The sequence below is a fragment of the Mycobacterium sp. NGS63 genome (assembly GCF_059812295.1).
On the sequence record NZ_JCALCJ010000013.1, the window covers coordinates 24336 to 50588 of the forward strand.

Genomic DNA, 26253 nt, shown 5'->3' on the forward strand with positions numbered 1-26253 from the left:
TAATTCTCATCTCGGCGCAGGGTTTGGTCACAGCATTGGCGGGGCATTCTGGATCACGAACCCATAACCGCCCCGGTGGTTATTGCGGTTGATCGGGAGGAGCAAGAATCATGGCGAATGCGTCGGAGGCGAAGGTCATTAACCTCAGGTCGCATCCGGCATGGGTCGCGGCCCGGCGGCGGGAACGCGAGCGCCGCGCGGCGATGCGCCGTCATCCGTCCTACCTGGCCCGCAAATACGCGGCCGGTGACGTCGTCCGCAATTTCACGGTGTACTCGAGCGGCGATACTTCGGCCTGAATAATTCGGCCGCCTTCGCCGGCTGTGACGCCGTTGCGACTTCGGCGCGTTTTTCCGCAATGCCTGCGTTAGAGCTTGCCCGCGACGAAGTCGGCGGCCTGGTTGGCCATGCCCGCGTCGATGTACGCGCTGGCGAGGTGCTGGGGCCAGTTCTCCTTCCAGGTGTTCGGGTCGGCCGGGTTGCAGACGGGATCGGCGCCGTGGCACAGCTCGATGGTCCGGTCGTTGTAGATCGGGCTGAACCTCGTGATCGGGCCCGCCCATGCGCTGCCGTTGCCGAACAGCGCGACCGCGGCGACGTGCTCGTCGGTGCCCGGCGGCAGCGGACTGTCGAAACCGAAGGCGGAGATGGGCGCCGCGAGCACCACGTCGGTGACCGCCGCGCCCAGCGAGTAGCCGCCCAGCACCAGCCGGGTGTCGGGGCAGCTGTTGACCACGTCCTGGATGTGGTGGCTCATGTCGTTGGCGCCCTGGGCGACCTCGGTGTCGGCGGGGTACTGCACGGCATACGTGCTGACGCTCCTCGACACCCTGGATCGGAGGGCGCTGATGAACGCGTTACCCAGGACGCCCGGGCCGGGTGATTCCTTGCGGCCGCGGGCGAACACGACGTGCACCGGTGAACAGCTGGCGGCGGCGGCGTGCGGCGTGGCCGCGGGTGGTCCGAGGGGAAGCACCGCAGCGGCGACCGACAGCCCGGCCGTGACGAGGAGAGGCAATACGCGCACAGCACGATGTTAGAGGGATCGCGCCCGCGCCGCTCGGCGGCGTGAATGGGCATGCGCGCCTGATAGGTTCGGCTCATGAACCGCGCCGACGCCCACTCGCCCGAGCGCCTGTTCGCGATGGCCGAGCGGGTGCAGGGCTTCATGCCGCCCGACGAGGGCCGCGCGGTGTACGACGCCGCGCTGCGCTACCTCGGCGGCGGCGTCGGCGTCGAGATCGGCACCTACTGCGGCAAATCCACCCTGTTGCTGGGCGCGGCGGCACAGCAGACCGGCAGCGTGCTCTACACCGTCGACCATCACCACGGCTCCGAGGAGCACCAGGCCGGCTGGGAGTACCACGACGCCTCGCTGGTCGACGAGGTCACCGGCCTGTTCGACACGTTGCCGTCCTTTCGCCGCACGCTCGACGCCGCCGGGCTCGACGACCACGTCGTCGCCGTCGTGGGCCGCTCGCCGGTGGTGGCCCGGGGCTGGCGGACGCCGCTGCGGTTCCTGTTCATCGACGGCGGTCACAGCGAGGACGCCGCGAATCAGGACTACGACGGATGGGCGAAGTGGGTCGTCGTCGGCGGGGCGCTGCTCATCCACGACGTGTTCCCGGATCCCAAGGACGGCGGCCGGCCGCCCTACCACATCTATTGCCGCGCCCTGGATTCCGGTCAGTTCCGGGAGGTTTCGGCGACCGGGTCGCTGCGGGTGCTGGAACGGATCAGCGGCCCGTAGCCACGCATTCGCAGTCGAAGTCGGTCTGCAGGCCCATGGGCAGCGCGTCGCCGCGGAAGATCCCGGCGGCCGCGGTGGTGTCCGACAGCGCGTCGGCGGCCAGGATCATCGCCGCCCCGGTCCAGGTGGTGCGCTCCTCGGGCCAGCGCTTCCCGTCGGCGAATACCAGGCCGGTCCAATAGGATCCGTCCTCCTCGCGCAGGTGCTGCATCGCGGCGAACTGCCGGTGCGCGGCCGAGCGGTGGCCGATGGCGTCGAGCGCCATCACCAGTTCACATGTCTCGGCGCCGGTCACCCACGGCCGGTCGCCGACGCAGCGGATGCCGAGGCCGTCGACCACGAAGTCGTCCCAGCGCTGCTTGATCCGCGCCGCGGCGTCGGGGCCGCGGAGCGCGCCGCCGAGGATGGGGTAGTACCAGTCCATCGAATAGCGGTCCTTCTCGGTGAACGCCTCGGGATGCGCGGCGATCGCGTGGCCCAGGCGCCCGAGCGCCAGTTCCCACTCCGGCTGCGGGTCCCCGACGAGCGCGGCCAGCGCAAGCGCGCAGCGGATGCTGTGGAACACGCTGGCGCACCCGGTCAGCAGCGCTTCCTGCTGGGGCCCGGCTTCGCTTCGCGCCCAGGCGATCTCGCCGTAGCCGAACTGCAGGTCGATGACGAAGTCGATGGCCTCATGCACCACCGGCCACATCTGGGCGGCGAACGACTTGTCGCCGGTGACCAGCACGTGATGCCACACGCCGGTGGCGATGTAGGCGCAGAAGTTGCTGTCGCTGTTGGCGTCCTCGACGATGCCCGCACGGGTCTGGATGGCCCAGGACCCGTCGGGCCGCTGCGTGCGGCGGCTCCAGTCGAACGCCGCCCGCGCCGGCTCCAGCAGCCCGGCCGCGGTGAGCGCCATCGCGCATTCGATGTGATCCCAGGGATCGGTGTGGCCGCCGGCGAACCAGGGGATGGCGCCCGAGGGTTCCTGTTCGGCGGCTATCGACAGCGCGGTCTGGCGGCATTGGCCCGGGGTGAGGACACCCGGCACGGCCGGCGGGCTAAACCGATGCAACGGAATACCCCGGGGCCGCTTCGCTTTCCGTGGCGCAGAGCTTGGTGAAATACATCGCGACGCTCTTGCCCACCAGGGGGTTGAGCAGCGACTCCGCCAGCTGCGTCACCTTGGGGCGGCGCATCAGGTCCCACACCAGGAGCTTGTGGTAGGCGGCCACCGCCGGATGATCGGGATTGTCCACGCCCACGGCGCATTTCAGCCACCAGAACGGAGCGTGCAGCGCGTGCGCGTGATGGGTGTGCGTCAATCGCATTGCGGCGCCGGCGATTTTGTCCCGCAGCTCGCTGGCCCGGTAGATGCGCACGTGGCCGCCCTCGTTAGCGTGGTATTCGTCGGACAGCAGCCAGCACACCCGTTCGGGCAGCCAGCGCGGGACGCTGACCGCCAGCGTGCCGCCGACCTTGAGGACGCGCACCAGTTCGGCGATGGCGGCGTCGTCGTGGGGGATGTGCTCGAGAATTTCCGATGCGATGACGCAGTCGAACGTCTCGTCGGCGTAGGGCAACTTCAGCGCGTCACCGAGGACCACCTTCGCCGACGCCGAGGCGGGCGCCTCCCCGGTCTCGGCCATCGCGCGCAAAATGGTGTCGACGGAACGCAATTCGTCCGCGTCGCGGTCGAAGGCGACGACGTCGGCGCCGCGCCGGTAGGCCTCGAAGGCGTGCCGGCCCGCCCCGCAGCCGACGTCGATGACCTTGGTGGCCGGCCCGATGCCGAGCCGGTCGAAATCCACGGTCAGCATCGCGCGATCGCCCGCTCGTAGACGCCCACCGTCTGCGCGGCCACGGCCTCCCAGCTGAACACGGTGACCGCGCGCTCGCGGCCGGCCTTGCCCATGGTGCGGCGCTTTTCCGGGGAGTCGAGCAGCTCCCCGAGCGCGCCGGTGAGCGCGTCGACGTCGGCGGGCGGCACCAGCTGGGCGCAGGCGCCGCCGGTGCCCACCACCTCGGGCAGGGCGCCGACCCGGCTGGCCACGATCGGGGTGCCGCTGGCCATGGCCTCCACCGCGGGCAGCGAAAACCCTTCGTAGAGCGAGGGAATGCAGGCGACCTCGGCCGAGGCGAACAACGCGGCCAGCTCGGCATCCGACAGGCCGCTGGTGATGTGGACGATGTCGGAGATGCCCAGCTCGGCGATGAGTTTGTGGGTGGGACCGTTGGGTTCGACCTTGGCCACCAGGCGCAGCTCGACGTCTCGGCGCGTGCGCAGCCGGGCCACGGCCTGCAGCAGGGTGCGCACCCCCTTGAGCGGGGTGTCGGCGCTGGCGATCGCGATGATCCGGCCGGGGTGCCGCGCGCGCGGGCCCGGCTGGAACAGCTCGGTGTTCACCCCCAGCGGCACCACGTGCAGCTGATCCGGCAAGACACCGAAGTCGGCGACGATGTCGGCCGCCGACGAGGACGAGACCGTCAGCAGGTCGGGAATGCGGCGCGCGACCTCCTCCTGCATCTTGGAGAAGCCATACCACCTGTGCACCAACGGCTTTCGCCACCACCGCGCGGCGGCGACATCGAGCACCCGGTCGCGGGTGATGGGGTGGTGCACGGTCGCCACCACCGGCAGCCCCGCGCCGGCGATCGCGAGCAGCCCGGTTCCCAGGCTCTGATTGTCGTGCACGACGTCGAAGTCGCCGGGCCGCTCGGCCAGCAGCCGGGCCACGCGCATGGTGAACGTGCGCGGTTCTGGAAACCCTGCGGTCCACACGGTCAGCAGTTCCAGCAGGTCGATCGAGTCACGGATCTCGCTCGGGCGCGGCACCCGGAACGGGTCGGGCTCGCGGTAGAGGTCGAGGCTCGGCACCTTCGTCAGCCGCACTCGAGGGTCGAGCAGCTCCGGATAGGGCTGGCCGGAAAACACCTCGACGTCGTGACCGAGTTCCACCAGACCGTGGCTGAGATGGCGCACGTAGACGCCCTGTCCGCCGCAATGGGTCTTACTACGGTAGGACAGCAGGGCAATTCGCATACTTAACTCTTATCCGCCGACGAAAGAGCGCGGACGGCCGCCCCCTGATCCATCGCGATCAACGGACTCCCGAACCCCGTGACAGCAAACTGGACATGTGTCCAGACTATAGTTCGCCCACCTAAATGACGCAACGCGCGGGCGCCGATCGGGCACCGGTCGTCGCTGATCAGGCGCTGAGGCTCGTGGTCAGCGCGCGCAGCACCCGGTCCAGCACTTCGGCCGACGACACGCGCGTCGCGTCGGGATCCGGGGAGTGGGCAACCAGCAGCGCCGCCTCTTCCAGCGCGGCCACCAGCATGTGGGTGAACTCGCGCACCGGCTGCGGCTCGATCGAGCCCTCGGCGATCGCGCGGTGCACGAGCACCTCGATCGCCGCCATGCTGCCGGCCTCCTGAATGGCCCGCAGCGTCTGCCAGCCCAGGATCACCGGACCGTCGACGAGGATGATCCGCTGCACCTCGGGTTCGGCCGCCGCGTCGAGGAACCCGCGCAACCCGCTCACCAGGCGCTCCCACGCGCTCCGACCGGGCGGAGGTTGGGCCAGCGACCGCAGCATCAGGTCCCGTTCCACCTCCTGGAACACCGCGTGGAACAGCTCCGCCTTGTTCTCGAAGTGGTGGTAGAACGCACCACGGGTGCCCACGCCGGACCGCGACACCAGGTCGCCGATGGTCGCCTTGAAGAATCCCGGGTCGACGAACAGCGCACGCCCGGCGGCGATCAGGTCGCGCCGCGTCCGGTCACCGCGAGCGCGACGGTCTTCGTCGGTCCCACCTCGCCTGGCCACGCAGCAGATGGTACCAACATGCATTCGACAGGTTGATCTTTCCGGCCGATGACTTGGGCTGGCGCTGAATCAGGTGCCTAATCAACATCCACAGGATATGTTGATCGGGTGCCGCAACGAGTTGACTTCGAGGTGACCCGCGAGGTGCCGTCGCTGGATCACTACCGGCGCGGGTGGGCGCCGCGCGAGGGCGTGGGTCTGGCCGGCATCTGGCTGGGGGCGGTCGTCTCGGACGCGTCGGGTCAGGACTACTGGGGGCTGCGCGGAACCGACGACTTCCTGGTCGGGATGACGCACGTGGCCTCGCCGATCTGCGGGTTCCGGGCGCTGCGCAGGGGCCTCGATCCCGACGCGCCCCACCTGTTCGACGAGTACTCCTCGATCGACTGGTTCGAGCCCATGGAATACGTCGACGCCGGCGATCGTCTGCAGACCGTCTATTCCAGCGGCCGCCTCGAACGCGACGCGGACGGCTTGCACTGGTACGACGCGAGCGAACGCTGGCAGATCCGCGGCCGCCCGGTCAGCGACGTCGTCGTCACCCACGTGCCGGCCCAGGACGGCGTCGAGCACGAGGTCTACTACCGCCACGAGCTGATGTATGCGACCGGGGAGGTCGCCGGCGTGCAGGTGTCGGGCTATGCGCATCAGGATTTCGCCTACGGGCCGCCGGGGATGGCCTACACCGAACTGCCGATCGCGCGCCACCTGCAGGGCATGTGGGTGTCCTGGCTGCACGAGTACACCGACGAAACCCTGGGCGGCGGCAGCTTTTGGCAGGGCCGCGACGACGTCGCGTTCGGGCCCGGCTACCAGATCAAGGACTGCGTCACCACCGTGCACGACGACATCGTCGCGATGCCGGGCTTCGACGGCGATGGCAAGCTGGTCACGCTGGACGCGTCGATCGGCGCCGATTCGTATTCGTTCGGGTTCGACACCAGCGGCAGCCCGTTGCATTTCTTCGGGCGCCTGACGGGCGGTTCGTCGGGCAAGGAGCCGGCCCGGAGCTGGTGCTGGGTGGAGTACGCCGGGGGCATGCTGACCGCCGAGCTGCTGGACCTGATGATGCAGCGCTTCGCGCTGGCCCGCGGGCGCTGATCGCTATGAGCACCATCGAGCCCGCCCGCATCGGGCTGCTGTTCGACTACGTCGACGCATCGAACGGAGAGGGCGGCTACGACGAGAACATCCTTCCCGCTTTGCAATTGGTCGCCGACGACTACGTGGAGCGCGGCGTCATCGAGCGGCCCGTCGAGTTCGTCGTGCGCGCGGTGCAGGGCCTGCCCAACGGGTCCTTCCGGGCGGTGCGCGACGCGTTCTTCGGGCTGGTCGAGCACGACGTGCAGGTGATCTTCGGCCCGTGGGTGTCGGAGAACGCCGTCGCGCTGCGCCGCTACGTCGAAGACCTCGCCCAGGTGCCGATCATCACGATGGGCGCCTCGGAGAACATCCTCGGCGAATGGTCGTTCGGGTTGGCCGCGGGCTCGATGGAAGAGGAGCCCATCATCATGGCGACCGTCGCGAGGCTGGACGGCCGCAAGACCGTCGGGATCGCGTTCGAATCGTCGCTGATCGGTGACGAGTACCTGCGCACGGCGCGGGTCGCGTGCAAGACCGCGGGGCTGCAGGTCACCGCCGAGGTGGCGATCCCGCAGGTACAGGCCGACAAGCGAAAGGCCATGGCGGAGCTGGCATTTCAGAAACCCGACGCCATCCTGCACGTCGGGTTCGGGCTGGGGATTCCCGGCATGAACGACGCGCTGGCCGAAATCGGCTGGGTGCCACCGCGATACACGACCACCGCGTTCGAGTTCGCGGCGCTCAGCCAGTGGTGGCGCGAGCAGTTGGCCGGTTGGGTCGGGCTGGATCAGTACGACGAACGAAACGCGGTCGGCCAGGCTTTCCTCGACCGCTTCGAGGCGCGGCACGGGCGCCGCCCGGAGTACTACTTTCCGCTCTACTGCTGCGATGTCGGGCGCGTGATGATGACCGCCCTGGCCACCGCGCGGCCGCTGACCGGCGCCGGCGTCAAGGACGCGCTGGAGAAGATCAAGATGATGCCGGCCGCCACGGGCGCGCCCGGAACGCGCATCGGCTTCGGCAAGTTCATCCGCCGCGGCTGGATGGGCAGCGAGTTCCTGGTGGCCCGGCGGGTGCTGCCGGACGCCAGCGGCACCGTCATGCACGCGACCGTGGAGGGCCTGGTCGATACCACTGCGGCGCACTGACGGGCCGGTGAGCGCGGCGGGTTTTGTTACCATCGCGCGATGCGCGGACTCTCCAGGCGCGAGGTCTTCAGATATGCGCCCGCCGTCCTCGGCCTGGGGGCCGCGATGGCTAACGGGCCGAAAGCGGCGGCCGCCGACATCAGGCTGATCGACTTCGCCGAGAAGAGGATCGCGCCGGAGGAGATCAAAGGCGCGGGCTACACGGGCGTGGTGAACTACGTGTCGGAGTCGCGGCCGGGCGCGAACTTCGAGGCGAAGCCCATCACCCGCGCGTACGCCGACTCGCTGCGCGCGGCAGGCCTGCAGATCGTCAGCAACTTCCAGTACGGCAAGCCGGGCTGGCCCGACCCGTCGGACTGCACCCGCGGGTTCGACGGCGGCGTGGCCGACGCCCATACCGCGATGCGGCTGCACAGCGCGGCCGGCGGGCCGGATTCGGCGCCGATCTTCTTCAGCATCGACGACAACATCGACGTCGACACCTGGAATGGCGTTGCGGTGCAATGGTTTCGGGGGATCAACTCGGTGCTGGGCGTGCCCCGCACCGGCATCTACGGGCACGCCAAGGCGTGTGGGTGGGCGGTCCGCGACAACGTCGTCGGAAACTCGAGCTCGCCGGGGCACCGCTGGGCGTGGCAGACGCGATCGTGGTCTAACGGGCAGCGCGAACCCGCGGCGGTGCTCTACCAGGCCGTCGTCAACAGCCCGTCGAACCCGAGCCCGCTGCTCGGCGGGATCAACGTGGACATCGACGACGTCCTCGCGCCCGACTACGGGCAGTGGGATCTCGCTCGCTGAGCCTCGCGTCGACCGTGGGCCTTACGTACGAAAACCGCCCCGAGCCAGTACATAGGTCCCACGCTCGATGACGAAACAACGCGCGAACGACGACGCCCCGCGAGCCAAAAGCCCGCGGGGCGCCGCCTGACTACCGCGAATTACTTCAGGTCGAAGCGGTCGTTGTTCATGACCTTGACCCAGGCCGCGACGAAGTCCTCGACGAACTTGCCGCCGTTGTCGTCCTGGGCGTAGACCTCGACCAGCGCGCGCAGCACCGAGTTGGACCCGAACACCAGGTCGTTGGCGGTGGCCGTCCACTTGCGCTGACCCGAGGAGCGGTCGAACCCTTCGTAGACGTTCTCCGCGGACTCCGACGCCTTCCATTCGGTGCCCATGTCGAGCAGGTTGACGAAGAAGTCGTTGGTCAGCGTGCCCGGCTTGTCGGTGAACACGCCGTGCTTGCTGCCGCCGTGGTTGGCGCCGAGGGCACGCAGGCCGCCGACGAGCACCGTCAACTCCGGCGCCGTCACACCGAGCAGGTACGCCCGCTCGATCAGCAGCTGCTCCAGCGGCGCCTTCTCGCCGGCCCGCACGTAGTTGCGGAACCCGTCGGCCCGCGGCTCGAGCACCGCGAACGACTCCACGTCGGTGTTCTCCTGCGTGGCGTCGGTCCGGCCCGGCGCGAAGTGCACCGAGATCTCGTAGCCGGCGTCCTTGGCCGCCTTCTCCACGGCCGCGGACCCGGCCAGCACGATCACGTCGGCCAGCGAGATCTTCTTGCCGCCCGACGCCGAGCCGTTGAAGTCCTGCTGGATCTTCTCCAGGACCGGCAGCACCTTGTCCAGCTCGGACGGCTCGTTGACCTCCCAGTTGCGCTGCGGCTCGAGGCGCAGCCGCCCGCCGTTCGCGCCACCGCGCTTGTCGGTGTTGCGGTAGCTCGAGGCCGCCGACCACGCCGTCTTGACCAGCTGCGGCACCGACAGCCCGGAGCCGAGCACCTTCTTCTTCAGCGCCGCGACGTCCTTGTCGTCGACCAGCTCGTGGTCGACGGCGGGGACGGGGTCCTGCCACAGCTGCGGCTCGGCCACCCACGGCCCGAGGTACCGGGTGATCGGCCCCATGTCACGGTGCAGCAGCTTGTACCACGCCTTGGCGAACGCGTCGGCCAGCTCCTCGGGGTGGTCCAGCCAGCGTCGGGTGATGTCCCGGTAGATCGGGGACTCCCGCAACGAGATGTCGGTGACCAGCATCGTCGGGGCCCGCCCCGGCCCGCCGAACGGGTCGGGGATGGTGCCCGCCCCGGCGCCGTCCTTGGCCGTGAACTGCCAGGCCCCGGCGGGGCTCTTGGTCAGCTCCCACTCGTAGCCGTACAGCGTCTCGAGGAAGCTGTTGTCCCACTTGGTCGGGGTGGGCGTCCAGACGACCTCCAGGCCGCTGGTGATGGCGTCCTTGCCCGACCCGCTGGCATACGAGCTCTTCCAGCCGAGGCCCTGCTGCTCGATCGGGGCGGCCTCCGGCTCGGGACCCACCAGGTCGGCGTCGCCGGCGCCGTGGGTCTTGCCGAAGCTGTGCCCACCGACGATCAGCGCGGCGGTCTCCTCGTCGTTCATCGCCATCCGGCCGAACGTCTCGCGGATGTCGATCGCCGCGGCGATCGGGTCGGGCTTGCCCTCGGGCCCTTCGGGATTCACGTAGATCAGGCCCATGGTCGTGGCGCCGTAGGGCTGCGCCAGGTCGCGCTCGCCGGAGTAGCGCTTGTCGGTGCCCAACCATTCGTCCTCTTCACCGAAGAGGATCTCCTCGGGCTCCCAGACGTCCTCACGCCCGAACGCGAAGCCAAACGTCTTGAAGCCCATGGATTCCAGGGCCACGTTGCCGGCCAGGACGATCAGGTCCGCCCACGACAGCTTGTTGCCGTACTTCTTCTTGATCGGCCACAGCAGCCGGCGGGCCTTGTCCAGGCTCGCGTTGTCCGGCCAGCTGTTGAGCGGCGCGAAACGCTGCAGGCCCTGCCCGCCGCCGCCGCGGCCGTCGTGGATGCGGTAGGTGCCCGCGGCGTGCCAGCTCATCCGGATGAAGAACCCGCCGTAGTGGCCGTAGTCGGCGGGCCACCAGTCCTGCGAGGTGGTCATCAGCGAGACCAGGTCGGCCTTGAGCGCGTCGACGTCGAGCTTGGCGAACTCCGCGGCGTAGTCGAAGTCGTCGCCGAGCGGGTTGGACTGGGGCGAGTGCGGGTGCAGCGTCGAGACGTCGACCTGGTTGGGCCACCAGTCCCGGTTGGTCAGGGGAGCGTGGGCCTTCGGCTTGGGCGACGGGATGGCCGGGTTTTCGCTCTCGCTGGTGCTAGCCGTCTTGGAGCCCTCGTGGGGTGGACGGCTTTGAGAGGTATCGGATGACACAGCGTTCCTTTCCGGTGGTGGTGATGCGGGCTGCGATCACGGGAAGTGATCAGGACTCAGCGGTAGAGCAGTCGGGGCACATGCCCCAATAGATGACCTCGGCCTCGTCGAGGACGAAGCCATCCAGAACGTCGTTGTCGTCCGACGGCGTCAGACACGGCGCCTCGCCGACCGCGCAGTCGACGTCGGCGATGACCCCACAGGTGCGGCACACCACATGGTGATGGTTGTCGCCGACCCGGGACTCGTAGCGGGCCACCAGGCCCAGCGGCTGGATGCGCCGGACCAGCCCGACGGCGGTCAGCGCGCCCAGCACGTCGTAGACGGCCTGGCGGGATACGTCGGGCAGCCCTTCGCGCACCGCGGTGAAGATCGTCTCGGTGTCGGCGTGGGGGTGGGCGTGCACGGCCTCGAGGACGGCGACCCGGGGACGGGTCACGCGCAGGTCGGCCATCCGCAGCCGGTCCGCGTAACTCGCCGATGAGGACACCCTGCCAATATGACTCCGTTATTTGGAATCAGTCAAGACTTTCCTGAGGGTGTGTCAGGAGGCCGGCTTCAGCGCGCTGCCCTGGCGCCACTGGTCCCAGCTCAGCGTCCAGTCGCCGTTCTGGGCCACCGTCAACGGCGGTCCGCCGCTGTTGCGGACCTCGACGACGTCGCCCGGCACCGAGAAGTCGTAGAACCATTTTGCGTTGTCGGCGTTGAGGTTCAGACACCCGTGCGAGGTGTCCTGGTGGCCCTGCGCCCAGACCGTCGCGTCGAGCTCGTGCAGATAGATTCCGTCGCTGCTGATCTTGGTGGCCCAGTTGATGGTCTCGCGGTAACCCAGGCGCGAGTTCTTCGGCAGCCCGAACGTCGAGGAGTCCATCACCACGGGGTTGCCCTTGTCGAGCACCGTGTAGATGCCCGGCGGTGTCCACAGCGAGATCTTGCGCCCGCCGACGTCTTCGGTGCCGCCCATGCCCATGGACGTGGGCATGGTGCGGACCAGTTTTCCGTTGTCGAACACGCTGACCTGATGGGTGGCGTCGTCGGCGATCGAGACGTGCGCGTCGCCGATGCGAAACGACACCCGGCTGTCGTCCTGGCCGAAAAGTCCGTCCCCCAGGGCGATCCCGTAGATCTTGGCCTCGGCGGTGACGGTCGTTTGCGGGGTGTAGTAGCGCTCGGGGCGCCAGTGGGCGTTTTGGCCGTCGACCCAGAACCACGACCCCTGCACCGGCGGGTTGGTGGTCACGTGCAGCCCCCGCTCGGCGGCGGCCCGGTCGGGGATCTGCTCGTCGAAGTGGGCCACGACCACCGTGCCGACCCCGTAGGTGCCGCCGTCGCGCAGCGGGGCCTCGGCCGTGGTGGTGAACGACACCTTGGTCTGGTTGGACGGCTGCAAGGTCGAGAACGACGAAACTTGCGTGGCCGCAACGCCATTGGGCCCGCGACCGGTGACCGTCAGGGTGTAGGTGCGCCCGTAGCCCAGGGGGACGGTCGGCTTCCAGACGGTGTTGTCGGGCGTCATGACGCCGTCGATGGTTTTGCCGGCCTCGTTGACCATGCGGACGCCGGTCAGCGTGCCCGCGTCGGCCTTCACCATGACCGGCGCGACCGGGTCGACGTCGCGCGCATCCGGGCCCGGGGTGACGGTTATCCGCGCCGCTTCAGGCGGTTTCGGGGCCGCGGCCGGGTTGTGGTGGCACGCGCCGGCCACGAGGCTGAGGGTGACGAACACCGCCGACAGGGCCCGGCGCGGCCGACTGATTGTCATGTTGGGCATCGAATAGCCCGCGGCGCGCGCCCGGAAACAAGTACATCATTGAGGTCATGGCCGACGAACTCGACAGCCTGTACGCGGCGGCGCCGGACGCGTTCACCGCGCGCCGCACCGAATTGGCCGCGGCCGCGAAGAAGCGCGGCGACGATGCGGCCGCCAAACGGATCGCCGCGGCGCGCAAGCCCACGACGGCGGCCTGGGTGGTCAACCGGCTCGCCCTGCAGCGCAAGGACTCCGCGAAGCGCCTGGCCGACCTGGGTGACCGGCTGCGCGCCGCGCACGCCGACATGGACGGCGAGCGCATTCGCGAGTTGTCCGCCGAGCAACACCGGCTCATCAACGACCTCACCCGGGCCGCGTTCGACGCGGCCGACATCAGGCCGTCGGCGTCGGTGCGCGAGGACGTGACGGGCACGCTGCAGGCCGCGATCGCCGACCCCGACGTCGCCACGCGGCTGGGTCGGCTGACCAAACCCGAGCGCTGGTCGGGCTTCGGCTTCGGCGAAGCGGCCCCGGCGAAAGGGCGACCAAAGGCGAAGGCACGGCAGCCCGCGCGCGACAAGGCCGCGCAGCGGCGCCGGGAGAGGCTGGAAGCCGCGCTCGCCGACGCCGAACGGGCCGGAGCCGAGGCCGGCGCCGCCCTGCGCGAGGCCGAGCGCGAGTACCGGGCGGCCGAGGCCCGCTACGACGAGGCCAAGCGGGCCGGGCGTGCGGCCGCGGACGCGGTCAAAGAGGCGAAGGCGCAGCTCAAACGGGCGTGAGGGCGACGGCGAGGTTTCCGTCGGCGCGGCGGGGGTATCAGCTACCGCCGTGACTTCTTTATGGTTGGCCGACCGAGCCGAACAGCCTTGGACCGCAAGCCGGCTTGATGACGGGCCGCGTTCGGCCGACGTCATCGTCGTGGGCGCGGGAATCACCGGGCTGACCACCGCCGTGCTGCTGGCCCGCGCCGGCAAGGACGTGTTGCTGCTCGAGGCGCGCACCGTCGGCGCCTGTGCCACCGGCAACACCACCGCCAAGATCAGCCTGCTGCAGGGCAGCCAGCTCTCGAAGGTCCTGCCGCGGCACGGCAAGGACCTGGCGCGCGCCTATGTCGACGGCAACCGCGAGGGCCAGGAGTGGATCCTGCAGCACTGCGAGTCCCACGGCATCGCGGTGCAGCGCGAGGACGCCTACACCTACGCCCAGTCCGCCAAGGGCGTCTTGTCGGCGCGCGCGGAATTGAAGGCCTGCCAGGCGGTCGGCCTGCCCGCCGTGTGGGACGACGACGCCGACGTGCCGTTTCCGTACCACGGCGGGGTGTGCCTGCCAGAGCAGGCGCAGTTCGATCCCATGCCGTTCTTGGATTCGCTGGCCACCGAGCTGCTCGACCGCGGCGGGCGCCTGGTCGAGCACACCCGGGTGCGCAAGGTGTCGCGACGCGGCGACGGGGTGCGCGTGCACGTCAACGACGCCGACCAGCACGATGTCGAGCTGACCGGCCGACAGCTGGTGCTGGCCACCGGGATCCCGATCCTGGACCGCGGCGGGTATTTCGCGCGGGTCAAGCCGAGCCGGTCGTACTGCCTGGCCTTCAAAGTCTCCGGCACCATCACGCGGCCGATGATGATCTCCACCGACTCGCCGACGCGTTCGGTGCGCTACGCGCCCGTCGCCGGCGGCGAGCTGTTGATCGTCGGTGGGGCCGGCCACACGGTGGGCCGCAAGAAGAGCCCGTCGCAATCGCTGGAGGAGCTTTCGTCGTGGGCGCGGATGCACTATCCCGGCGCGGTGGAGACCCACTTCTGGTCGGCGCAGGACTACACGCCCATCGACCATCTGCCGTACGTCGGCCCGATCCTGCCGAACAACGAAACCATCTTCGTCGCAACGGGTTTCAACAAGTGGGGCATGACCAACGGGGTGGCGGCGGCGCTGCTGCTGTCGAGCCGCATCCTGGGCGGGCGGATGGACTGGTCGAAAGCGTTCGCCAGCTGGAGCCCGCACGAGCTGACCGGCCTGATGACCGCGATGCAGGCCAACCTCGAGGTCGGCTTCAACCTGACCAAGGGCTGGATCACCCCCGCTACGCGAACCGGCCGGCGCAGCCCCGTCAACGGCGAGGGCGGCGTGGTGAGCGGGCCCCCGTGGCACCTCGAAGCCCGCTGCCGCGTCGACGGCACCGAACATGTCGTCTCGCCGGTGTGCCCGCACCTGGGTGGAATCGTCAACTGGAACGACGCCGACCAGGCGTGGGAGTGCCCGCTGCACGGGTCGCGCTTCGCCCCGGACGGCACGCTGCTGGAGGGCCCGGCCACCCGCGACCTGACGGCCTAAAGCCTTCGCGCCGAGCGTGATGTCAGGGCGAAAAATCGGCCGAAAAATCGCCACAGTTTCACGCTCGGCGAGCGGGGATCAGCGCGGCTTCTCGTAGACCAGCCAACGCAACTCGATCGGGGACTCCTCGCGCGTCACGTCGAACACGTCGAGGCCGCTGGCCCAGCCCTCGAACCAGCCCGTCGGGGGCCAGGCGCCCGCCGGCAGGTGGGCCTTCTCGTATTCGTAGGCCGAGTCGTCGGCGACCAACTCCAGCGGCAGCCCCGCGGCGGCTTCGGTCACCTCGTCGCGGGTGAAGATCATCGTGTTGCACTGCTGCCCGAGCTCGCGCGCGGCGTCGTCGGGGGCGTAGCCGGGCCGCGGCAGGAAGGCGTTGAACACCAGGCGCCCGCCGGGGGCCAGGCATTCGGCGGCGAGCTCGAACAGGCCGCGCAGCTCGCGGGTGGTCCGGAAGTCGGGCACCACTTCGGAGAGCACCATCAGCTGGTACTCCGCGTGCACGTCCTCCATGGCGGTGAAGACGTCGCTTTGGATGACGCGCACGCCCAGCGTCGCGTTTTCCGCCTCGGCGCGCATGACGTCGGCGAACTTCGGCGCCATCTCGACGGCGTCCACCGGGTGCCCGCGACGGGCCAGGGCCAGCGCGTTGCGCCCGGTTCCCGCGCCGACGTCCAGCACCCGGCACGCTGCGGGGTCCGCCGCCTCCGACGCCAGCGCCAGCACCCGCGCGTCCGGCTCGGTGCCGAACAGCGGCGCGGGCCGGGTGGCCACCCAGTTGTCGTAATCGGCCTCGACGGTGCGCCATTCGGCGTTGACGCGGTAGTTCAGGCCGGTCCCGAAGGGCACCTGGAACGTGATGACGATCTCCGAGCGCTGGGAGGCCTTGTACGCCTTCGCCAGCTCGGCTTCCAGCACCCGCTTGAGTTGAGCCGACTGTTCGGGCGTGTACACCACGCCGAAGGTGGCGCACAGGTTGCCGCACAGCCGCACGTACTCGTCGATCAGGCCGGGAACGGCCGGCAGCGTGATTTTGCCCTCGCCCACCGATCGGCGGTACAACCGGCTGGCCATCGCGTCGCGCAGCATCGAACGATCGAACGATTCGGGTGGCTCGCCCACCAGACTCTTCTACACCACTCGATCGGCGGCCGCGCGGCCGCCGAGGACCAAGTTGGCCGCAGAATTAGCTATCGTTACCCGCCGGGCATGTACTACTAGGGGGAGTGCGATAGTTTGCCGGCTCGGTCCTGACTGTGCCGTCCAGTACGTCGTCACCGAAGCCGCCACGCCCCGGCGGTGCTTTACCCGATCGGAGGAAACGACATGGACTTCGCAGCCTTGCCGCCGGAGATCAACTCCGCGCGCATGTACCTGGGTCCGGGATCGGGACCCATGCTGGCCGCCGCGACGGCCTGGGACGGGCTGGCCGCGTCGCTGCACGCGGCGGCGAGCTCGTATCAATCGGAGCTCGCGGCGCTGACGGCCGGACCCTGGCTCGGGCCGGCGGCGGGGTTGATGGCCGCCGCGGCCGCCCCCTACGTGGCGTGGACGAGGATCTCCGCCACGCAGGCCGAACAGACCGCCAACCAGGCCAAAGCCGCCGCGGCGGCCTACGACACGGCGTTCGCGGCGACGGTGCCGCCCCCGGTGATCGCGGCCAACCGCACCCAGCTGATGGCCCTGGTCGCGACGAACATCTTCGGGCAGAACACCCCGGCGATCGCGGCCACCGAGGCGCAGTACGCCGAGATGTGGGCCCAGGACGCCGCCGCGATGTACGCCTACGCCGGCGCCGCGGCGGTGGCGACGGCGCTCACGCCGTTCTCGCCGCCGCCGCAAAACACGAACTCGAGCGGGCCCGCCACCCAGGCCGCCGCGGTGGCGCAGGCCACCGGCACCTCGGCGGGCAACGCGCAAAGCACGGTGTCGAGCGTCCCGCAGGCGATGTCCGCGGTGCCCAGCACCCTGACCAGCCTCGCGGAAACCCCGGCCCAGGCGACGCCGTTCGACCTGTTGGACCTGATCAACCTGCTGGGCAGCCTGAGCGGAATCTTCGTCGACCCGGAGCTGAGCTCGGCGGGGCTTGCCACCAGCGTGGTGGCGCTTCCCTACGACGTGGTCGGCGCCCTGACCGGTTTCCACACCGACGACATCGTCAGCGGATGGGCGGGCGTGCAGCCGTATCCGGGGGTCGGGCCGCAGCCCCCGTCGCCGTTCCCGGTCATCACGAACCCGGCGGGCGGATCGGTGGCGACGGCAGGCCTGGGCGAGGCGAGAGCCATTGGGGCGCTGTCGGTTCCACCGACCTGGACCGCCGAGACGACGATGATCCGGCCGCTGGCCGTCGCGCTGCCGGCGGCCAGCGCCGCCGCCGCCGAAGCCTCCGCGGGCTCCGCCGGGAGCCTGTTCAGCCAGATGGCGCTGGCGGGCATGGCCGGGCGGGCGATGGCCGGCACCGGGGGTGGTGGCGGCGGCGCGCCGGGCCGCCGGGAGCGGATCGGGGCACCCACGACCGGCAAGAAAGCCCCCGGCGAGAACGCGGCCCCGGAGGCGCCGGCCGGCGGCCCGCTGACGAGCATCGCCGCCGAGCTGCGCGAGCTGGCGTCGCTGCGCGATGCCGGGGTCCTCACCGAAGAGGAATTCACCGCGCAGAAAAAGCGCCTATTGGCACATTGAGCCCCTGACAAATTATCCGTCAGGGCAATAGTTGCCATCCGCTAATAGGCGCCCGCATTCCCGCGTGCGTTTGCGCCAAACTCGTGCGCCGAAAGTGCTACCGTTTGCCGAAATTCCGGACCGATCTTCGCGAGTCAACATGTTCAGTTTCCGGCTTATGGCGGCCGCGTGCCTCGGCGTGGCGCCGGCCGTCGCGTTGAGCCCGGTCGCGACGGCGGCCGGCGGCATGTACGGCGACCCGGCGGCCGCCGCCGCGTATTGGCAGGAGCAATCGCTGGAGGACAACTGCGGCCTGATGGCCGTGGCCGACGTGGTCGGGGAGCTCACCGGCAAGCTGCCGACCGAGAAGCAGATGATCGCGCTGGCCGAGCACACCCCGTCGGGGACCAACCCCGGGCCGATCTACGCGCCCAGCGACGGTGGCGTCGAAATGGCAGACGAGGTCGTGCTTCTCGACCACTACGGCATCAAGTCGGTGATGACCTACGACAAGCACCCCGAGCAGACCGGGCTGCCCGCCCTGGAGCAGTACCTCGGCAGCGGGCGCAAGGTCATCGCGTGGGTCAACTCGGCGGTCATCTGGGGAACCAGCGACCAGCGCACCAAGGCCGACCACTTCCTCGTCGTGACCGGAATCGACACCAACAGGGAGATCGTGCATCTCAACGACCCCGGCGTCGACCACCCCGACGAGCAGGTTCCGATGGCCACCTTCACCAATGCGTGGCACACCGGCGAGGACTCCATCGTCGTTACCGGCTGACCCATTTTTGACGCCCGAATCGGCGGCCGCGAATTTCTAAGTTTTTCATATTTTCCTCGCGCGGGCGCCCATATACTGACGGCACCCCAGACGCCGAAAGAAAAGAAGGGCAGAAAAAATGTATGCACCTCGCTGGCTGACCAAACTGACCATCCCGGTGGTGGTCGGCGCTGCCCTGACGACCGGCACCGCGATCGCCATGGCCGACAGCACCGACGACGCCTACATCGCAAAGCTGCACAACCTCGGCTTCACGTGGGCCACGGGCGCGGAGCCCGACATGGTTTCGATCGGCCACCAGATCTGCGCCGACCGCATGGCCGGCAAGACGCCCGACGCGATCGCCTCGGACATCCACTCCACCCTGAGCTCGAAGGGCTACTCGTTCGCCGACGTCACCGGCATGGTGAGCGCGGCGGAGTCCGTGTACTGCCCGGGCTGATCGCGCCGGGGGGGATTGCATACCGACGCATACTGATCTCGTGATGCGGGTGGAAAGTCTGCGCCGCTACCCGGTGAAGTCGATGCTCGGCGAGGCCGTGGACAGCCTGTTCGTGGACGAGGGCGGCGCCGAGGGGGACCGGCGCCTGGCGCTGCTGGACACCGACACCGGGCACGTCGCCAGCGCCAAGCAGGCGCGGCTGTGGCGCGGGCTGCTGAAGTGCACGGCCCACGCCGGCGGCGGGCCGGTGCGCATCGAGCTGCCCGACGGGACCAACGTCAGCGCCGACGACCCCGGCGTGGACGACGCGCTCTCGCGGCTCGTGGGCCGGCCGGTCCAGCTGGTCCGGCAGCGTCCCGACGGCGCGACGCTGGAACGCCCGGACCCCGAGAAGCTGCTCGAATTCGGGCTGGACGCCCCCGACGCCGAGGTGGCCGGCCGGATCCTCAAGATCGCCCAGGCGACTCCCGGCGACTCGTTTCACGACGAGGCCCCGTTGCACGCGATCACCACGGCCACGCTCGAACACATCGGCGTCGAGGCGCTGCGCTACCGGCCGAACCTGGTGATCGCGACGCCGCCGGACCACCCGCCGTACGGCGAAAGCGACTGGGTGGGAAGCGAAATCGCCGTGGGGGAGGTGCGGCTACGCGTGCTGACGGGCACGTCGCGGTGCGTGGTGCCCACGCTCGAGCACGGCCCGCTGCCGCGGGCGCCGCAGGCGCTTCGCACGCCCGCAGCCGAAAACCGTTGGGACACAGGCGGTCACGGGCCGCAGCCGTGCGCGGGGGTGTACCTGGCGGTGCTGGCTGCGGGCGTCATCCGCGTCGGCGACCCGGTCACCATCGATCCCTAGTCGGCCCGCTTTGCGCCCGGCCGCATCGCCACGCGGACGCAGTTGTCCTTCTTGTTCTTGAACAGGTCGTAGGCGCGTACCCCGTCCTCCAGCGGAAGATCGTGGGTGATCAGCTTGGCGGGATCCAGGTCGCCCTGCTCGACGTAGTCGAACAGGCGCGTGATGTAGCGCTGGCCGTGCTGCTGCGCGGTTTTCAGGGTCAGGCCCTTGTTGGTCAGCACGCCCGTCGGGAACTTGTCGGTCAGCCCGTAGACGCCGAGCACCGACACCACCCCGCCCTTGCGGCAGGCCAGGATCGCCTGGCGCAGCGCGTTGGCGCGGTCGGTCTCGAGGCGCAGCAGCTGCTTGGCCTTGTCGTAGAGCTGCTGCAGCCCGGTGCCGTGACCCTCCATGCCGACGGCGTCGATGCAGGCGTCCGGGCCGCGTCCGCCGGTCATCTCGCGCAGCGTCTCGTGCACGCTGTCCACCGCGGTGTAGTCGATGGTCTCCAACCCGAACGCGTTGCGCGCCAACGCCAGCCGCTCGGGGATGCGGTCGACGACGACGGCGCGCTCGGCCCCCAGCAGCAGGGCGCTGCGGGCGGCCATCAGCCCGACGCCGCCGGCGCCCCACACGGCGACGGTGTCGCCGCCGGAGATGTCGCAGAAGTCGGCGCCCATGAATCCCGTGGGCACCGCGTCGGACAGGAACAGCGCCTGCTCGTCGGTGACGCCGCCGGGGATCGCGAAGCAGTTCGCGTCGGCGAAGGGCACCCGGACGTATTCGGCGTGCGAGCCGGCGTAGCCGCCGAAGGGGTGCGTGTAGCCGTAGATTCCGCCCGAGGGGTAGCCGAGCAGCGGCTGCTGCAGTTCGGCGTTGGGATTGGTTGTGTCGCAACACGAGTAGAGTTCGTGCTCGCAATACCAGCACCGGTTGCAGGCGATGAACGACGGCACCACCACCCGGTCGCCGACTTTGATGTCGCGCACCTCGGGGGCGGTCTCCACCACCTCGCCCATGAATTCGTGGCCGAAGACGTCGCCGGCGCGCATCCCGGGCAGGTAGCCGTCGATGAAGTGCAGGTCCGACCCGCAGGTGGTGGTGAGCCGGACTTCGACGATCGCGTCGTGGGGGTTGAGGATCTTCGGCTCGTCGACCGTCTCCACCGAGAGGTCGTTGACGCCGTTCCAGCACAGTGCCCGCATCGCTGGCGCCTTTCGCTTACCGCGCGGACGCCCGCGCGCTGGGGTTGGACCGGATGGTCGGCACCTCGCCGGTCTGCAGCAGCGCGCGCAGCCGGTAGAGGAACGTGAACGCCGCCGCGCCGGTCAACAGCCCCGGCGCCGGCGTCGCGGCCCGCAGCGTGACCTCGGTGCCCAGTCCGCGCGGGGCGGGTCGCCAGCCGACCGCGATCTCGTTGCCGCCGTCGCGCCCGGCGAAGCGAACCCCGTCGGGCTCCCGGACGAGCGTCGACTCCCACACCACGCCGGGCTCGCCGGTCAGGCGCCAGCGATAGCCGTCCGCGCCGGCGGTCTCGACCTCGGCGATGTCGCCCAGGACCACCGACAACTGCTTGGGGTCGCGCCAGAACTGCTCGATCCGCTCGGCCGGGCAGGCGATGGTGACGGTCTGCCCGGCGGCCTTGCGCGGCAGCACGTCGAGGATCTTCTTCACCACGCCCAGGTAGCTCATGGGGCGTTGCGATACCCGCGCTCGTGGCGGCCAAACGGGAAGCGGGAAAAGGCTTAGGTCGCCGGGCTCAGCGCCACTTGATGCCGCAGCCGATCGACGGCCGCTGGTCGGGGTCGACCGGCCGCCCGGCGAGTACGGCGTCGACGGCCGCCCGGACGTCGGCGCCCGTAACCGGTTGGTCGTTTTTCGGGCGGGAGTCGTCGAGCTGGCCGCGGTAGACCAGGCGGCGCTCGCCGTCGAAGACGAACGTGTCGGGCGTGCAGGCCGCGGAGTAGGCGCGCGCGACGTCCTGGGTCTCGTCGTAGAGGTAGGGGAACGTCCAGCCGTGGGCCCGGGCCTCGGCGACCATCTGGTCGGGCCCGTCCTGCGGGTAGGTGACGACGTCGTTGCTCGAGATGCCGACCATCGCGACGCCCTTGGCCGCGAGGTCGCGGCCCAGCGCGGCCAGGCCGGCGGCGACGTGCTTGACGTAGGGGCAGTGGTTGCAGATGAAGGTGACGACGAGCGCGGGACCGGTGAGGTCGTCGAGGCTGACCACGTTGCCGGTGGCCGGCTCGGGCAGCGAGAACGACGGGGCGGGGGTGCCGAGGGCGAGCATGGTGGACTCGATGGCCATGCCCGCCAGCCTAACTCGGTGTCACAGCTTGGATCCCAGCCCCGCGATGAGGTTGACGGTGACAGCCAGGACGACCGCGCCGAGCAGATAGGACAGCATCGCGTGGCGCAACACCGTCGCCCGGATCGACGTCAGCCCGATCTCGGTGTCGGACACCTGGAAGGTCATGCCGACGGTGAACGCCACGTAGGCGAAGTCGCGGAACCGGGGCGGCTCGGGGTCGTGGAAGTTGATCCCGCCCGGTTCGTCCGAGTAGTAGAGCCGCGCGTAGTGCACGGTGAACAGCGTGTGCACGGCGAACCAGGACGCCACGACGGTCGCGATGCCGACCAGGGCCGCGGCCAGGGCCTCGGTGCCGGTGCGCGAGCCCGCGGCCACCACGTAGCCGACCCCGGCCAGGCTGGCGACGCTGGCCCACACGATGACCGAGTCGGCGACCCACCGGGTGGGGTCCTCGCGGGTGACGTATGCGCGGGTCTCCTCGGCGTCCATGCCGCCCAGCAGCAGCCGCGTCCACACCACATACAGCCCGGCGGTGGCGATCCAGCCGACCAGCGCGAACCGCCAGCCGACCGCGTTGCCCACCGCGAGGGCGACGGCGACGCCGAGCACGACGGCGATCAGGATCCGCACCGCGACGGTGTCGCGGGTCAGCGCAACGAGGGATCGCACCCGGCTCTAGGTGTTGGGCGAGGCCGGGCCGAGATGGTTGACCGCGAACGTGGCGGCCTGGTTCACCATCCCGGACTGGATGTAGGAGACGTGGGCCATGATGTTGCCGCCGGAGGAACAGATCGGGTCGTCGGGGGCGCACAGGCTGATGGTCTTGCCGGCGAGCAGCGGGCTGATCGTCGGCAGTGGCTGGCCGCCCCACAGCATGGTGGAGAACCCGCTGGAGGGCTCGCCGAACAGCGCGACGGCGGCGACGTGGTCGGCCACCGGGGCCGCGAGCGTCTGGCTGGCTAGGTCGATCACGGTCGAGCCCTGCGAGTACCCGCCAAGCACGATCTTCGACTTCGGGCAGCTGGCGACGACGTCCTGGATGTGCGCGGCCGCGTCGTTGGAGCCGGCCGTGGCGCTGTTGTGGTAGTCGTCGTTGGCCGGGTAGTTCACCGCGTATGCGTCGACGGACCGGCCGCCGGCCTGCGCGGTGAGGGAGTCGACGAAGGCCTGGCCGACGTCGGCGAGGCCCGGCTCCTGGTGGGTGCCGCGCGCGTAGACGACGGCGACGTCGGCGCAGGGATCGGCCGCAGCGGGGCTGATCACGGGCGCGCTCAGCCCCGCCCACGCCGTCACGGCCGAGATACCAACGATGCGGGCAAGGCTGCGTGCACTCATTGCCAAATGCTGACACACCGGCGGCGACGGCCTGGCGGCAGCCCGTCGTCGGTGAATCCCGAGATATTTGGGCCGGATTTTCCTAGAGTCAGGCGTACCGATCTTGGGGCTGAGGGAAGGACACGCGGGGGATGAGCTTTCTGACGTCGCCACCAGAGATCATCTCGTCGCTGCTGTATTCGGGGCCGGGCTCGGCTCCGATGCTGGCCGCCGCGGCGTCCTGGGACGGGCTGGCCACCGAGTTGGGGACCGCGGCGCAGGGGTTTTCCTCGGTCACCTCGGGATTGGCCGCCGAGGCCTGGCAGGGCGCGGCGTCGACGGCCATGCTCTCGGCGGCGGCACAGTACACGCAGGTGTTGTCCGCGGCCGCCACTCGCGCACAGACGGCGGCCGCCCAGGCCCAGGCGGTGGCCAGCGCGTACGAATCCACCGTCGCCGCCACCGTGCATCCCGCGTTGGTGGCCGCCAACCGCAACGAGTTCGTGCAGCTGATCGTCTCGAACCTGTTCGGGCAGAACGCGCCCGCGATCGCCGCGGCGGAATCGACCTACGAGCAGATGTGGGCCGCCGATGTGGCCGCGATGATCGGCTACCACGGCGGCGCCTCCGCGGCCGCGGCGCAGCTGTCGACGTGGTCGGAGGCGCTGCAGGGCCTGCCCGGCGCGGCGGCCGCCGCGGTCACCGCCAACCCGGTGAGCGCGGCGCTGAGCCCCGTCACCGCGGCCGCCGGCGATCCGCTGACGGGGTTACTGGGCACCGTCGAGCACTACGCCATCAACGTCATCAACGCGCCCACCGAGATCCTGTTCGGCTTTCCGCTGATCCCCACCCGAGCGCCGGTGGCCCTCGGCGGGTCGATCAACGGCACGACGGCAACCGCTCCGCTGTCGGTCTACGGCGGCAGCGAGCCGTTGGTGAACGCCTCCGTCGGCACCGGATCTCCGGTGCCCCTGCTGGTCGACACGGGGTCCGCGGGCCTCGTCATCCCCTTCACCGATGTCGGCGGGCTGACGGGGCTGCTGCGGCTCGGCTTGCCCCTCGGCCTGGGCATCAGCGGCTACAGCGGCGGGTTGGACTACGTCTACGCCACCTACAACGCGCCGGTGAATTTCGGGGGCGGGCTGGTCACCGCGAACACCCCGGTCAACGTCGAGCTCTTCGCGTTCCCGACGAACCTGAGCACCCTGATGAACAACGGGTTCACGTTCCAGTCGTTCTTTGCCTCGGACGGCGCCGCCGGCGTCCTGGGCGTGGGGCCGAACGCCACCGGCCCGGGCCCGAGCATCCCGCTGCAGGCGTTGCCGGGGCCGTACAACCAGGGCCTGCTCATCAACCAGACTGCCCCGAATCCGTATTTGCAGTTCGGACCGCCGTCAGGCGTAGGGCCCCAACTCGCCACGCTTCCTGCGATGCCGATTACCAACCTGGATGTCTCGGTCAATGGCGGCGCCCCCATCAGCGTCCCCTCGATCGTCGACTCCGGTGGCGTGCAGGGCACCTTCCCATCGGGCCTGAACGCGCAACCCGGACAAACGATTAACGTCTACGCGCCCACCGACCACACGCATCCGCTGTACTCGTTCACGTATAACGGCGACTACTTCCCGACGCCCATCACGAGCGGGCTGATGAACACCGGAAACCTCCTATTCGCCGAACACCCGGTGTACATCGACTACGGCACGGGGCAAGCAACCATTTATCAGTAACTGATCTGAGGTTCGACAAAATCTCGGATTTCCGTCCGCGACTTCCTAGAGTCTGCCTGCGCCACGTGGGGCGGAGCGGAAGGACAGGCCGGGGATGAGTTTTCTGGCGTCGCCGCCGGAGATCCTCTCGTCCTTGCTGTACTCCGGGCCGGGCTCGGCGCCCATGCTGGCCGTCGCGGCCTCGTGGGACCGGCTGGGCTCCGAGCTGGCCACGGCGGCGCAGTCTGGGCGGCCAGGCCTGGCAGGGGCCGGCGTCAGGCCGCGATGATGCAGACCGCGGCCCGCTACGCGAGCTACCTGACCGAGGCGGCGACCTGAACTACATCTACGCGGCGTTCAACGGGCCGGTGAACTTCGGCAACGGCGTGGTCACCACGTCGACCACCTACAACGTGCCGCTGATTTCGTGGCCAACCCGGCTCGGCGGACCGTGGAGCTTCACCCAGTTCTTCGCGCCCGACGGGGCGGTCGGCGTCCTGGGCCTCGGTCCGAACGCGGGCGGCCCGGGCACCACCGTCCCGACCCAGGCGTTGCCGGGCACGCTGTCCCAGGGCGTGCTCATCAACGAAGTCACGACGAATCCCAACTTCAACCCAAATCCCTACCCCTACTTGGAGTTCGGTCCCGCGCCCGCCACCGTCGGCTCCGCGGTGCCGATCGCCTCGCTCACCGGGTCGCCGATCACCATCCTGGATGTCGCGGTCAACGGCGGAACCCCCACGCCCACCACCAAGGCACCGTCGCGTTTCAACGTGCAACCGGGCCAGACAGTCGACGTCTACGCACCGAACAACCACACGACGCCGCTGTACTCGTACACCTACCAAGGGGACTACTTCCCCGTGCGATCGACGGGCACCATGAACACCGGGGCATTGCCCTTCCTGCTCCACCCGGTGTACGTCGACTACAACCCCGGCCGGATCGGGACGACGACCTTCTACGGCACCTAATCGAGCGCCTTGCCCTACTCGCTATCCCAGCCCTAACTCTCCAATAGCTCTGTCTCCGAGCGCGTTTCGGCGCGAGCCCCGTCGACGCACCGCGTAGAGCGCACGAGCGTATCAATCGGCGGCTATTCGGGTACTTAGCCAGGACAAATCCACAGTCGCCGACCCCGCGC

The 26253-nt window shown here is 69.6% G+C and carries 28 protein-coding genes; 14 read left to right on the forward strand and 14 right to left on the reverse strand.

Annotated elements, in window-relative coordinates; genetic code table 11:
- Window positions 1-110: 110 nt before the first annotated feature.
- A complete protein-coding gene (locus AC5Y4Z_RS25155; RefSeq protein WP_499967716.1) occupies window positions 111-299 on the forward strand; it encodes a hypothetical protein in 189 nt (62 codons plus the stop codon).
- A 68-nt stretch (window positions 300-367) separates the two neighbouring features.
- Here AC5Y4Z_RS25155 and AC5Y4Z_RS25160 read toward each other — a convergent pair whose 3' ends face one another.
- Window positions 368-1027: a cutinase family protein gene (locus AC5Y4Z_RS25160; protein ID WP_499967718.1), complete on the reverse strand. Its 660-nt coding sequence runs from the start codon at window positions 1025-1027 to the stop codon at window positions 368-370.
- Between the two features lie 75 nt (window positions 1028-1102).
- Here AC5Y4Z_RS25160 and AC5Y4Z_RS25165 point away from each other — a divergent pair, with 75 nt between their 5' ends.
- Window positions 1103-1750, forward strand: coding sequence for a class I SAM-dependent methyltransferase (locus AC5Y4Z_RS25165; RefSeq protein ID WP_499967720.1), 648 nt, complete (start codon window positions 1103-1105; stop codon window positions 1748-1750).
- Here the strand turns inward: AC5Y4Z_RS25165 and mmpH are convergent.
- The 4 genes from mmpH to AC5Y4Z_RS25185 all read right to left on the reverse strand — a co-directional run bounded on the left by mmpH (window position 1737) and on the right by AC5Y4Z_RS25185 (window position 5565).
- The gene (gene mmpH, locus AC5Y4Z_RS25170; protein WP_499967721.1) at window positions 1737-2807 is read right to left on the reverse strand and encodes an MMP endo-(1,4)-3-O-methyl-alpha-D-mannosidase; all 1071 of its coding nucleotides are present in this window, start codon (window positions 2805-2807) and stop codon (window positions 1737-1739) included. The two genes, AC5Y4Z_RS25165 and mmpH, sit on opposite strands and share 14 nt — an antisense overlap.
- Complete coding sequence (locus tag AC5Y4Z_RS25175) at window positions 2794-3552, reverse strand: class I SAM-dependent methyltransferase (RefSeq protein WP_499967723.1); 759 nt, start codon at window positions 3550-3552, stop codon at window positions 2794-2796. Before AC5Y4Z_RS25175 ends, mmpH begins: the two co-directional genes overlap by 14 nt.
- A complete protein-coding gene (manT, locus tag AC5Y4Z_RS25180) occupies window positions 3546-4775 on the reverse strand; it encodes an MMP alpha-(1->4)-mannosyltransferase (RefSeq protein ID WP_499967725.1) in 1230 nt (409 codons plus the stop codon). The genes AC5Y4Z_RS25175 and manT overlap by 7 nt, the downstream gene beginning before the upstream one ends.
- A 169-nt stretch (window positions 4776-4944) precedes the next feature.
- Entirely contained in the window at window positions 4945-5565 is a 621-nt protein-coding gene (locus AC5Y4Z_RS25185; RefSeq protein ID WP_499967727.1) for a TetR/AcrR family transcriptional regulator, read from the reverse strand.
- 108 nt (window positions 5566-5673) lie between these two features.
- Here AC5Y4Z_RS25185 and AC5Y4Z_RS25190 point away from each other — a divergent pair, with 108 nt between their 5' ends.
- From AC5Y4Z_RS25190 to AC5Y4Z_RS25200, 3 genes are read left to right on the forward strand one after another with little or no spacing between them, the layout of a single operon-like run.
- Entirely contained in the window at window positions 5674-6666 is a 993-nt protein-coding gene (locus AC5Y4Z_RS25190) for a hypothetical protein (protein ID WP_499967729.1), read from the forward strand.
- 5 nt (window positions 6667-6671) lie between these two features.
- Window positions 6672-7796 carry an ABC transporter substrate-binding protein gene (locus AC5Y4Z_RS25195; protein ID WP_499967731.1) on the forward strand — a complete coding sequence of 375 codons (1125 nt, stop codon included), beginning with the start codon at window positions 6672-6674 and terminating at the stop codon, window positions 7794-7796.
- Window positions 7797-7835: 39 nt separating this feature from the next.
- Window positions 7836-8594 (forward strand): DUF1906 domain-containing protein, encoded by a 759-nt coding sequence (locus tag AC5Y4Z_RS25200; RefSeq protein ID WP_499967732.1) that lies wholly within the window; start codon window positions 7836-7838, stop codon window positions 8592-8594.
- Between the two features lie 140 nt (window positions 8595-8734).
- On the opposite strand, the gene katG is transcribed toward AC5Y4Z_RS25200, so the two are convergent.
- From katG to AC5Y4Z_RS25215, 3 genes are read right to left on the reverse strand one after another with little or no spacing between them, the layout of a single operon-like run.
- Window positions 8735-10975, reverse strand: coding sequence for a catalase/peroxidase HPI (gene katG / locus AC5Y4Z_RS25205; protein ID WP_499967734.1), 2241 nt, complete (start codon window positions 10973-10975; stop codon window positions 8735-8737).
- A 49-nt stretch (window positions 10976-11024) separates the two neighbouring features.
- A complete protein-coding gene (locus tag AC5Y4Z_RS25210) occupies window positions 11025-11465 on the reverse strand; it encodes a Fur family transcriptional regulator (protein WP_499967736.1) in 441 nt (146 codons plus the stop codon).
- A gap of 54 nt (window positions 11466-11519) precedes the next feature.
- Window positions 11520-12746, reverse strand: coding sequence for a L,D-transpeptidase (locus AC5Y4Z_RS25215; protein WP_499967737.1), 1227 nt, complete (start codon window positions 12744-12746; stop codon window positions 11520-11522).
- A gap of 47 nt (window positions 12747-12793) precedes the next feature.
- Between AC5Y4Z_RS25215 and AC5Y4Z_RS25220 the strand changes: the two genes are divergently transcribed.
- Both AC5Y4Z_RS25220 and AC5Y4Z_RS25225 read left to right on the forward strand, forming a co-directional pair.
- Window positions 12794-13504: a hypothetical protein gene (locus tag AC5Y4Z_RS25220; protein WP_499967740.1), complete on the forward strand. Its 711-nt coding sequence runs from the start codon at window positions 12794-12796 to the stop codon at window positions 13502-13504.
- A 49-nt stretch (window positions 13505-13553) separates the two neighbouring features.
- Window positions 13554-15059, forward strand: coding sequence for an FAD-dependent oxidoreductase (locus AC5Y4Z_RS25225; protein ID WP_499967741.1), 1506 nt, complete (start codon window positions 13554-13556; stop codon window positions 15057-15059).
- Between the two features lie 78 nt (window positions 15060-15137).
- Here AC5Y4Z_RS25225 and AC5Y4Z_RS25230 read toward each other — a convergent pair whose 3' ends face one another.
- Window positions 15138-16145: a class I SAM-dependent methyltransferase gene (locus AC5Y4Z_RS25230; protein WP_499967838.1), complete on the reverse strand. Its 1008-nt coding sequence runs from the start codon at window positions 16143-16145 to the stop codon at window positions 15138-15140.
- A 237-nt stretch (window positions 16146-16382) separates the two neighbouring features.
- Between AC5Y4Z_RS25230 and AC5Y4Z_RS25235 the strand changes: the two genes are divergently transcribed.
- From AC5Y4Z_RS25235 to AC5Y4Z_RS25250, 4 genes are all read left to right on the forward strand, one after another.
- Window positions 16383-17735, forward strand: coding sequence for a PPE family protein, SVP subgroup (locus AC5Y4Z_RS25235; protein ID WP_499967743.1), 1353 nt, complete (start codon window positions 16383-16385; stop codon window positions 17733-17735).
- 157 nt (window positions 17736-17892) lie between these two features.
- Complete coding sequence (locus tag AC5Y4Z_RS25240; protein ID WP_499967745.1) at window positions 17893-18498, forward strand: C39 family peptidase; 606 nt, start codon at window positions 17893-17895, stop codon at window positions 18496-18498.
- A 118-nt stretch (window positions 18499-18616) separates the two neighbouring features.
- The gene (locus AC5Y4Z_RS25245; RefSeq protein WP_499967747.1) at window positions 18617-18940 is read left to right on the forward strand and encodes a DUF732 domain-containing protein; all 324 of its coding nucleotides are present in this window, start codon (window positions 18617-18619) and stop codon (window positions 18938-18940) included.
- A 43-nt stretch (window positions 18941-18983) separates the two neighbouring features.
- The gene (locus tag AC5Y4Z_RS25250) at window positions 18984-19796 is read left to right on the forward strand and encodes an MOSC domain-containing protein (protein WP_499967749.1); all 813 of its coding nucleotides are present in this window, start codon (window positions 18984-18986) and stop codon (window positions 19794-19796) included.
- Here AC5Y4Z_RS25250 and AC5Y4Z_RS25255 read toward each other — a convergent pair.
- The 5 genes from AC5Y4Z_RS25255 to AC5Y4Z_RS25275 all read right to left on the reverse strand — a co-directional run bounded on the left by AC5Y4Z_RS25255 (window position 19793) and on the right by AC5Y4Z_RS25275 (window position 23421).
- Entirely contained in the window at window positions 19793-20980 is a 1188-nt protein-coding gene (locus AC5Y4Z_RS25255; protein ID WP_499967751.1) for a zinc-dependent alcohol dehydrogenase, read from the reverse strand. The two genes, AC5Y4Z_RS25250 and AC5Y4Z_RS25255, sit on opposite strands and share 4 nt — an antisense overlap.
- A 16-nt stretch (window positions 20981-20996) precedes the next feature.
- Window positions 20997-21467 (reverse strand): SRPBCC family protein, encoded by a 471-nt coding sequence (locus tag AC5Y4Z_RS25260; RefSeq protein WP_499967753.1) that lies wholly within the window; start codon window positions 21465-21467, stop codon window positions 20997-20999.
- Between the two features lie 67 nt (window positions 21468-21534).
- Window positions 21535-22083 (reverse strand): thioredoxin family protein, encoded by a 549-nt coding sequence (locus AC5Y4Z_RS25265; protein ID WP_499967755.1) that lies wholly within the window; start codon window positions 22081-22083, stop codon window positions 21535-21537.
- A 21-nt stretch (window positions 22084-22104) separates the two neighbouring features.
- Window positions 22105-22755, reverse strand: a complete 651-nt coding sequence (locus tag AC5Y4Z_RS25270; protein ID WP_499967758.1) for a DUF1345 domain-containing protein — start codon at window positions 22753-22755, stop codon at window positions 22105-22107.
- A 6-nt stretch (window positions 22756-22761) separates the two neighbouring features.
- Window positions 22762-23421, reverse strand: coding sequence for a cutinase family protein (locus AC5Y4Z_RS25275; protein ID WP_499967760.1), 660 nt, complete (start codon window positions 23419-23421; stop codon window positions 22762-22764).
- 131 nt (window positions 23422-23552) lie between these two features.
- Between AC5Y4Z_RS25275 and AC5Y4Z_RS25280 the strand changes: the two genes are divergently transcribed.
- The 3 genes from AC5Y4Z_RS25280 (at window position 23553) to AC5Y4Z_RS25290 (ending at window position 26083) form a co-directional block, all read left to right on the forward strand.
- On the forward strand, window positions 23553-25130 hold the full coding sequence (locus tag AC5Y4Z_RS25280) for a PecA family PE domain-processing aspartic protease (protein WP_499967762.1): 1578 nt from the start codon (window positions 23553-23555) through the stop codon (window positions 25128-25130).
- 94 nt (window positions 25131-25224) lie between these two features.
- Window positions 25225-25398 (forward strand): PPE domain-containing protein, encoded by a 174-nt coding sequence (locus AC5Y4Z_RS25285; protein ID WP_499967764.1) that lies wholly within the window; start codon window positions 25225-25227, stop codon window positions 25396-25398.
- 46 nt (window positions 25399-25444) lie between these two features.
- A complete protein-coding gene (locus AC5Y4Z_RS25290) occupies window positions 25445-26083 on the forward strand; it encodes a hypothetical protein (protein ID WP_499967839.1) in 639 nt (212 codons plus the stop codon).
- Window positions 26084-26253: the final 170 nt, after the last annotated feature.

Excerpts from the sequence above, each read along its gene's own strand:
- AC5Y4Z_RS25250 (WP_499967749.1), top strand. The coding sequence starts at position 18,984 with ATGCGGGTGGAAAGTCTGCGCCGCTACCCGGTGAAGTCGATGCTCGGC.
- AC5Y4Z_RS25255 (WP_499967751.1), bottom strand. The coding sequence starts at position 20,980 with ATGCGGGCACTGTGCTGGAACGGCGTCAACGACCTCTCGGTGGAGACG.
- AC5Y4Z_RS25245 (WP_499967747.1), top strand. The coding sequence starts at position 18,617 with ATGTATGCACCTCGCTGGCTGACCAAACTGACCATCCCGGTGGTGGTC.
- manT (WP_499967725.1), bottom strand. The coding sequence starts at position 4,775 with ATGCGAATTGCCCTGCTGTCCTACCGTAGTAAGACCCATTGCGGCGGA.
- AC5Y4Z_RS25260 (WP_499967753.1), bottom strand. The coding sequence starts at position 21,467 with ATGAGCTACCTGGGCGTGGTGAAGAAGATCCTCGACGTGCTGCCGCGC.
- AC5Y4Z_RS25155 (WP_499967716.1), top strand. The coding sequence starts at position 111 with ATGGCGAATGCGTCGGAGGCGAAGGTCATTAACCTCAGGTCGCATCCG.
- AC5Y4Z_RS25275 (WP_499967760.1), bottom strand. The coding sequence starts at position 23,421 with ATGAGTGCACGCAGCCTTGCCCGCATCGTTGGTATCTCGGCCGTGACG.
- AC5Y4Z_RS25240 (WP_499967745.1), top strand. The coding sequence starts at position 17,893 with ATGGCGGCCGCGTGCCTCGGCGTGGCGCCGGCCGTCGCGTTGAGCCCG.
- AC5Y4Z_RS25285 (WP_499967764.1), top strand. The coding sequence starts at position 25,225 with ATGAGTTTTCTGGCGTCGCCGCCGGAGATCCTCTCGTCCTTGCTGTAC.
- AC5Y4Z_RS25280 (WP_499967762.1), top strand. The coding sequence starts at position 23,553 with ATGAGCTTTCTGACGTCGCCACCAGAGATCATCTCGTCGCTGCTGTAT.
- AC5Y4Z_RS25230 (WP_499967838.1), bottom strand. The coding sequence starts at position 16,145 with ATGCTGCGCGACGCGATGGCCAGCCGGTTGTACCGCCGATCGGTGGGC.
- AC5Y4Z_RS25235 (WP_499967743.1), top strand. The coding sequence starts at position 16,383 with ATGGACTTCGCAGCCTTGCCGCCGGAGATCAACTCCGCGCGCATGTAC.
- AC5Y4Z_RS25165 (WP_499967720.1), top strand. The coding sequence starts at position 1,103 with ATGAACCGCGCCGACGCCCACTCGCCCGAGCGCCTGTTCGCGATGGCC.
- AC5Y4Z_RS25215 (WP_499967737.1), bottom strand. The coding sequence starts at position 12,746 with ATGCCCAACATGACAATCAGTCGGCCGCGCCGGGCCCTGTCGGCGGTG.
- AC5Y4Z_RS25195 (WP_499967731.1), top strand. The coding sequence starts at position 6,672 with ATGAGCACCATCGAGCCCGCCCGCATCGGGCTGCTGTTCGACTACGTC.
- AC5Y4Z_RS25220 (WP_499967740.1), top strand. The coding sequence starts at position 12,794 with ATGGCCGACGAACTCGACAGCCTGTACGCGGCGGCGCCGGACGCGTTC.
- AC5Y4Z_RS25175 (WP_499967723.1), bottom strand. The coding sequence starts at position 3,552 with ATGCTGACCGTGGATTTCGACCGGCTCGGCATCGGGCCGGCCACCAAG.
- AC5Y4Z_RS25265 (WP_499967755.1), bottom strand. The coding sequence starts at position 22,083 with ATGGCCATCGAGTCCACCATGCTCGCCCTCGGCACCCCCGCCCCGTCG.
- AC5Y4Z_RS25200 (WP_499967732.1), top strand. The coding sequence starts at position 7,836 with ATGCGCGGACTCTCCAGGCGCGAGGTCTTCAGATATGCGCCCGCCGTC.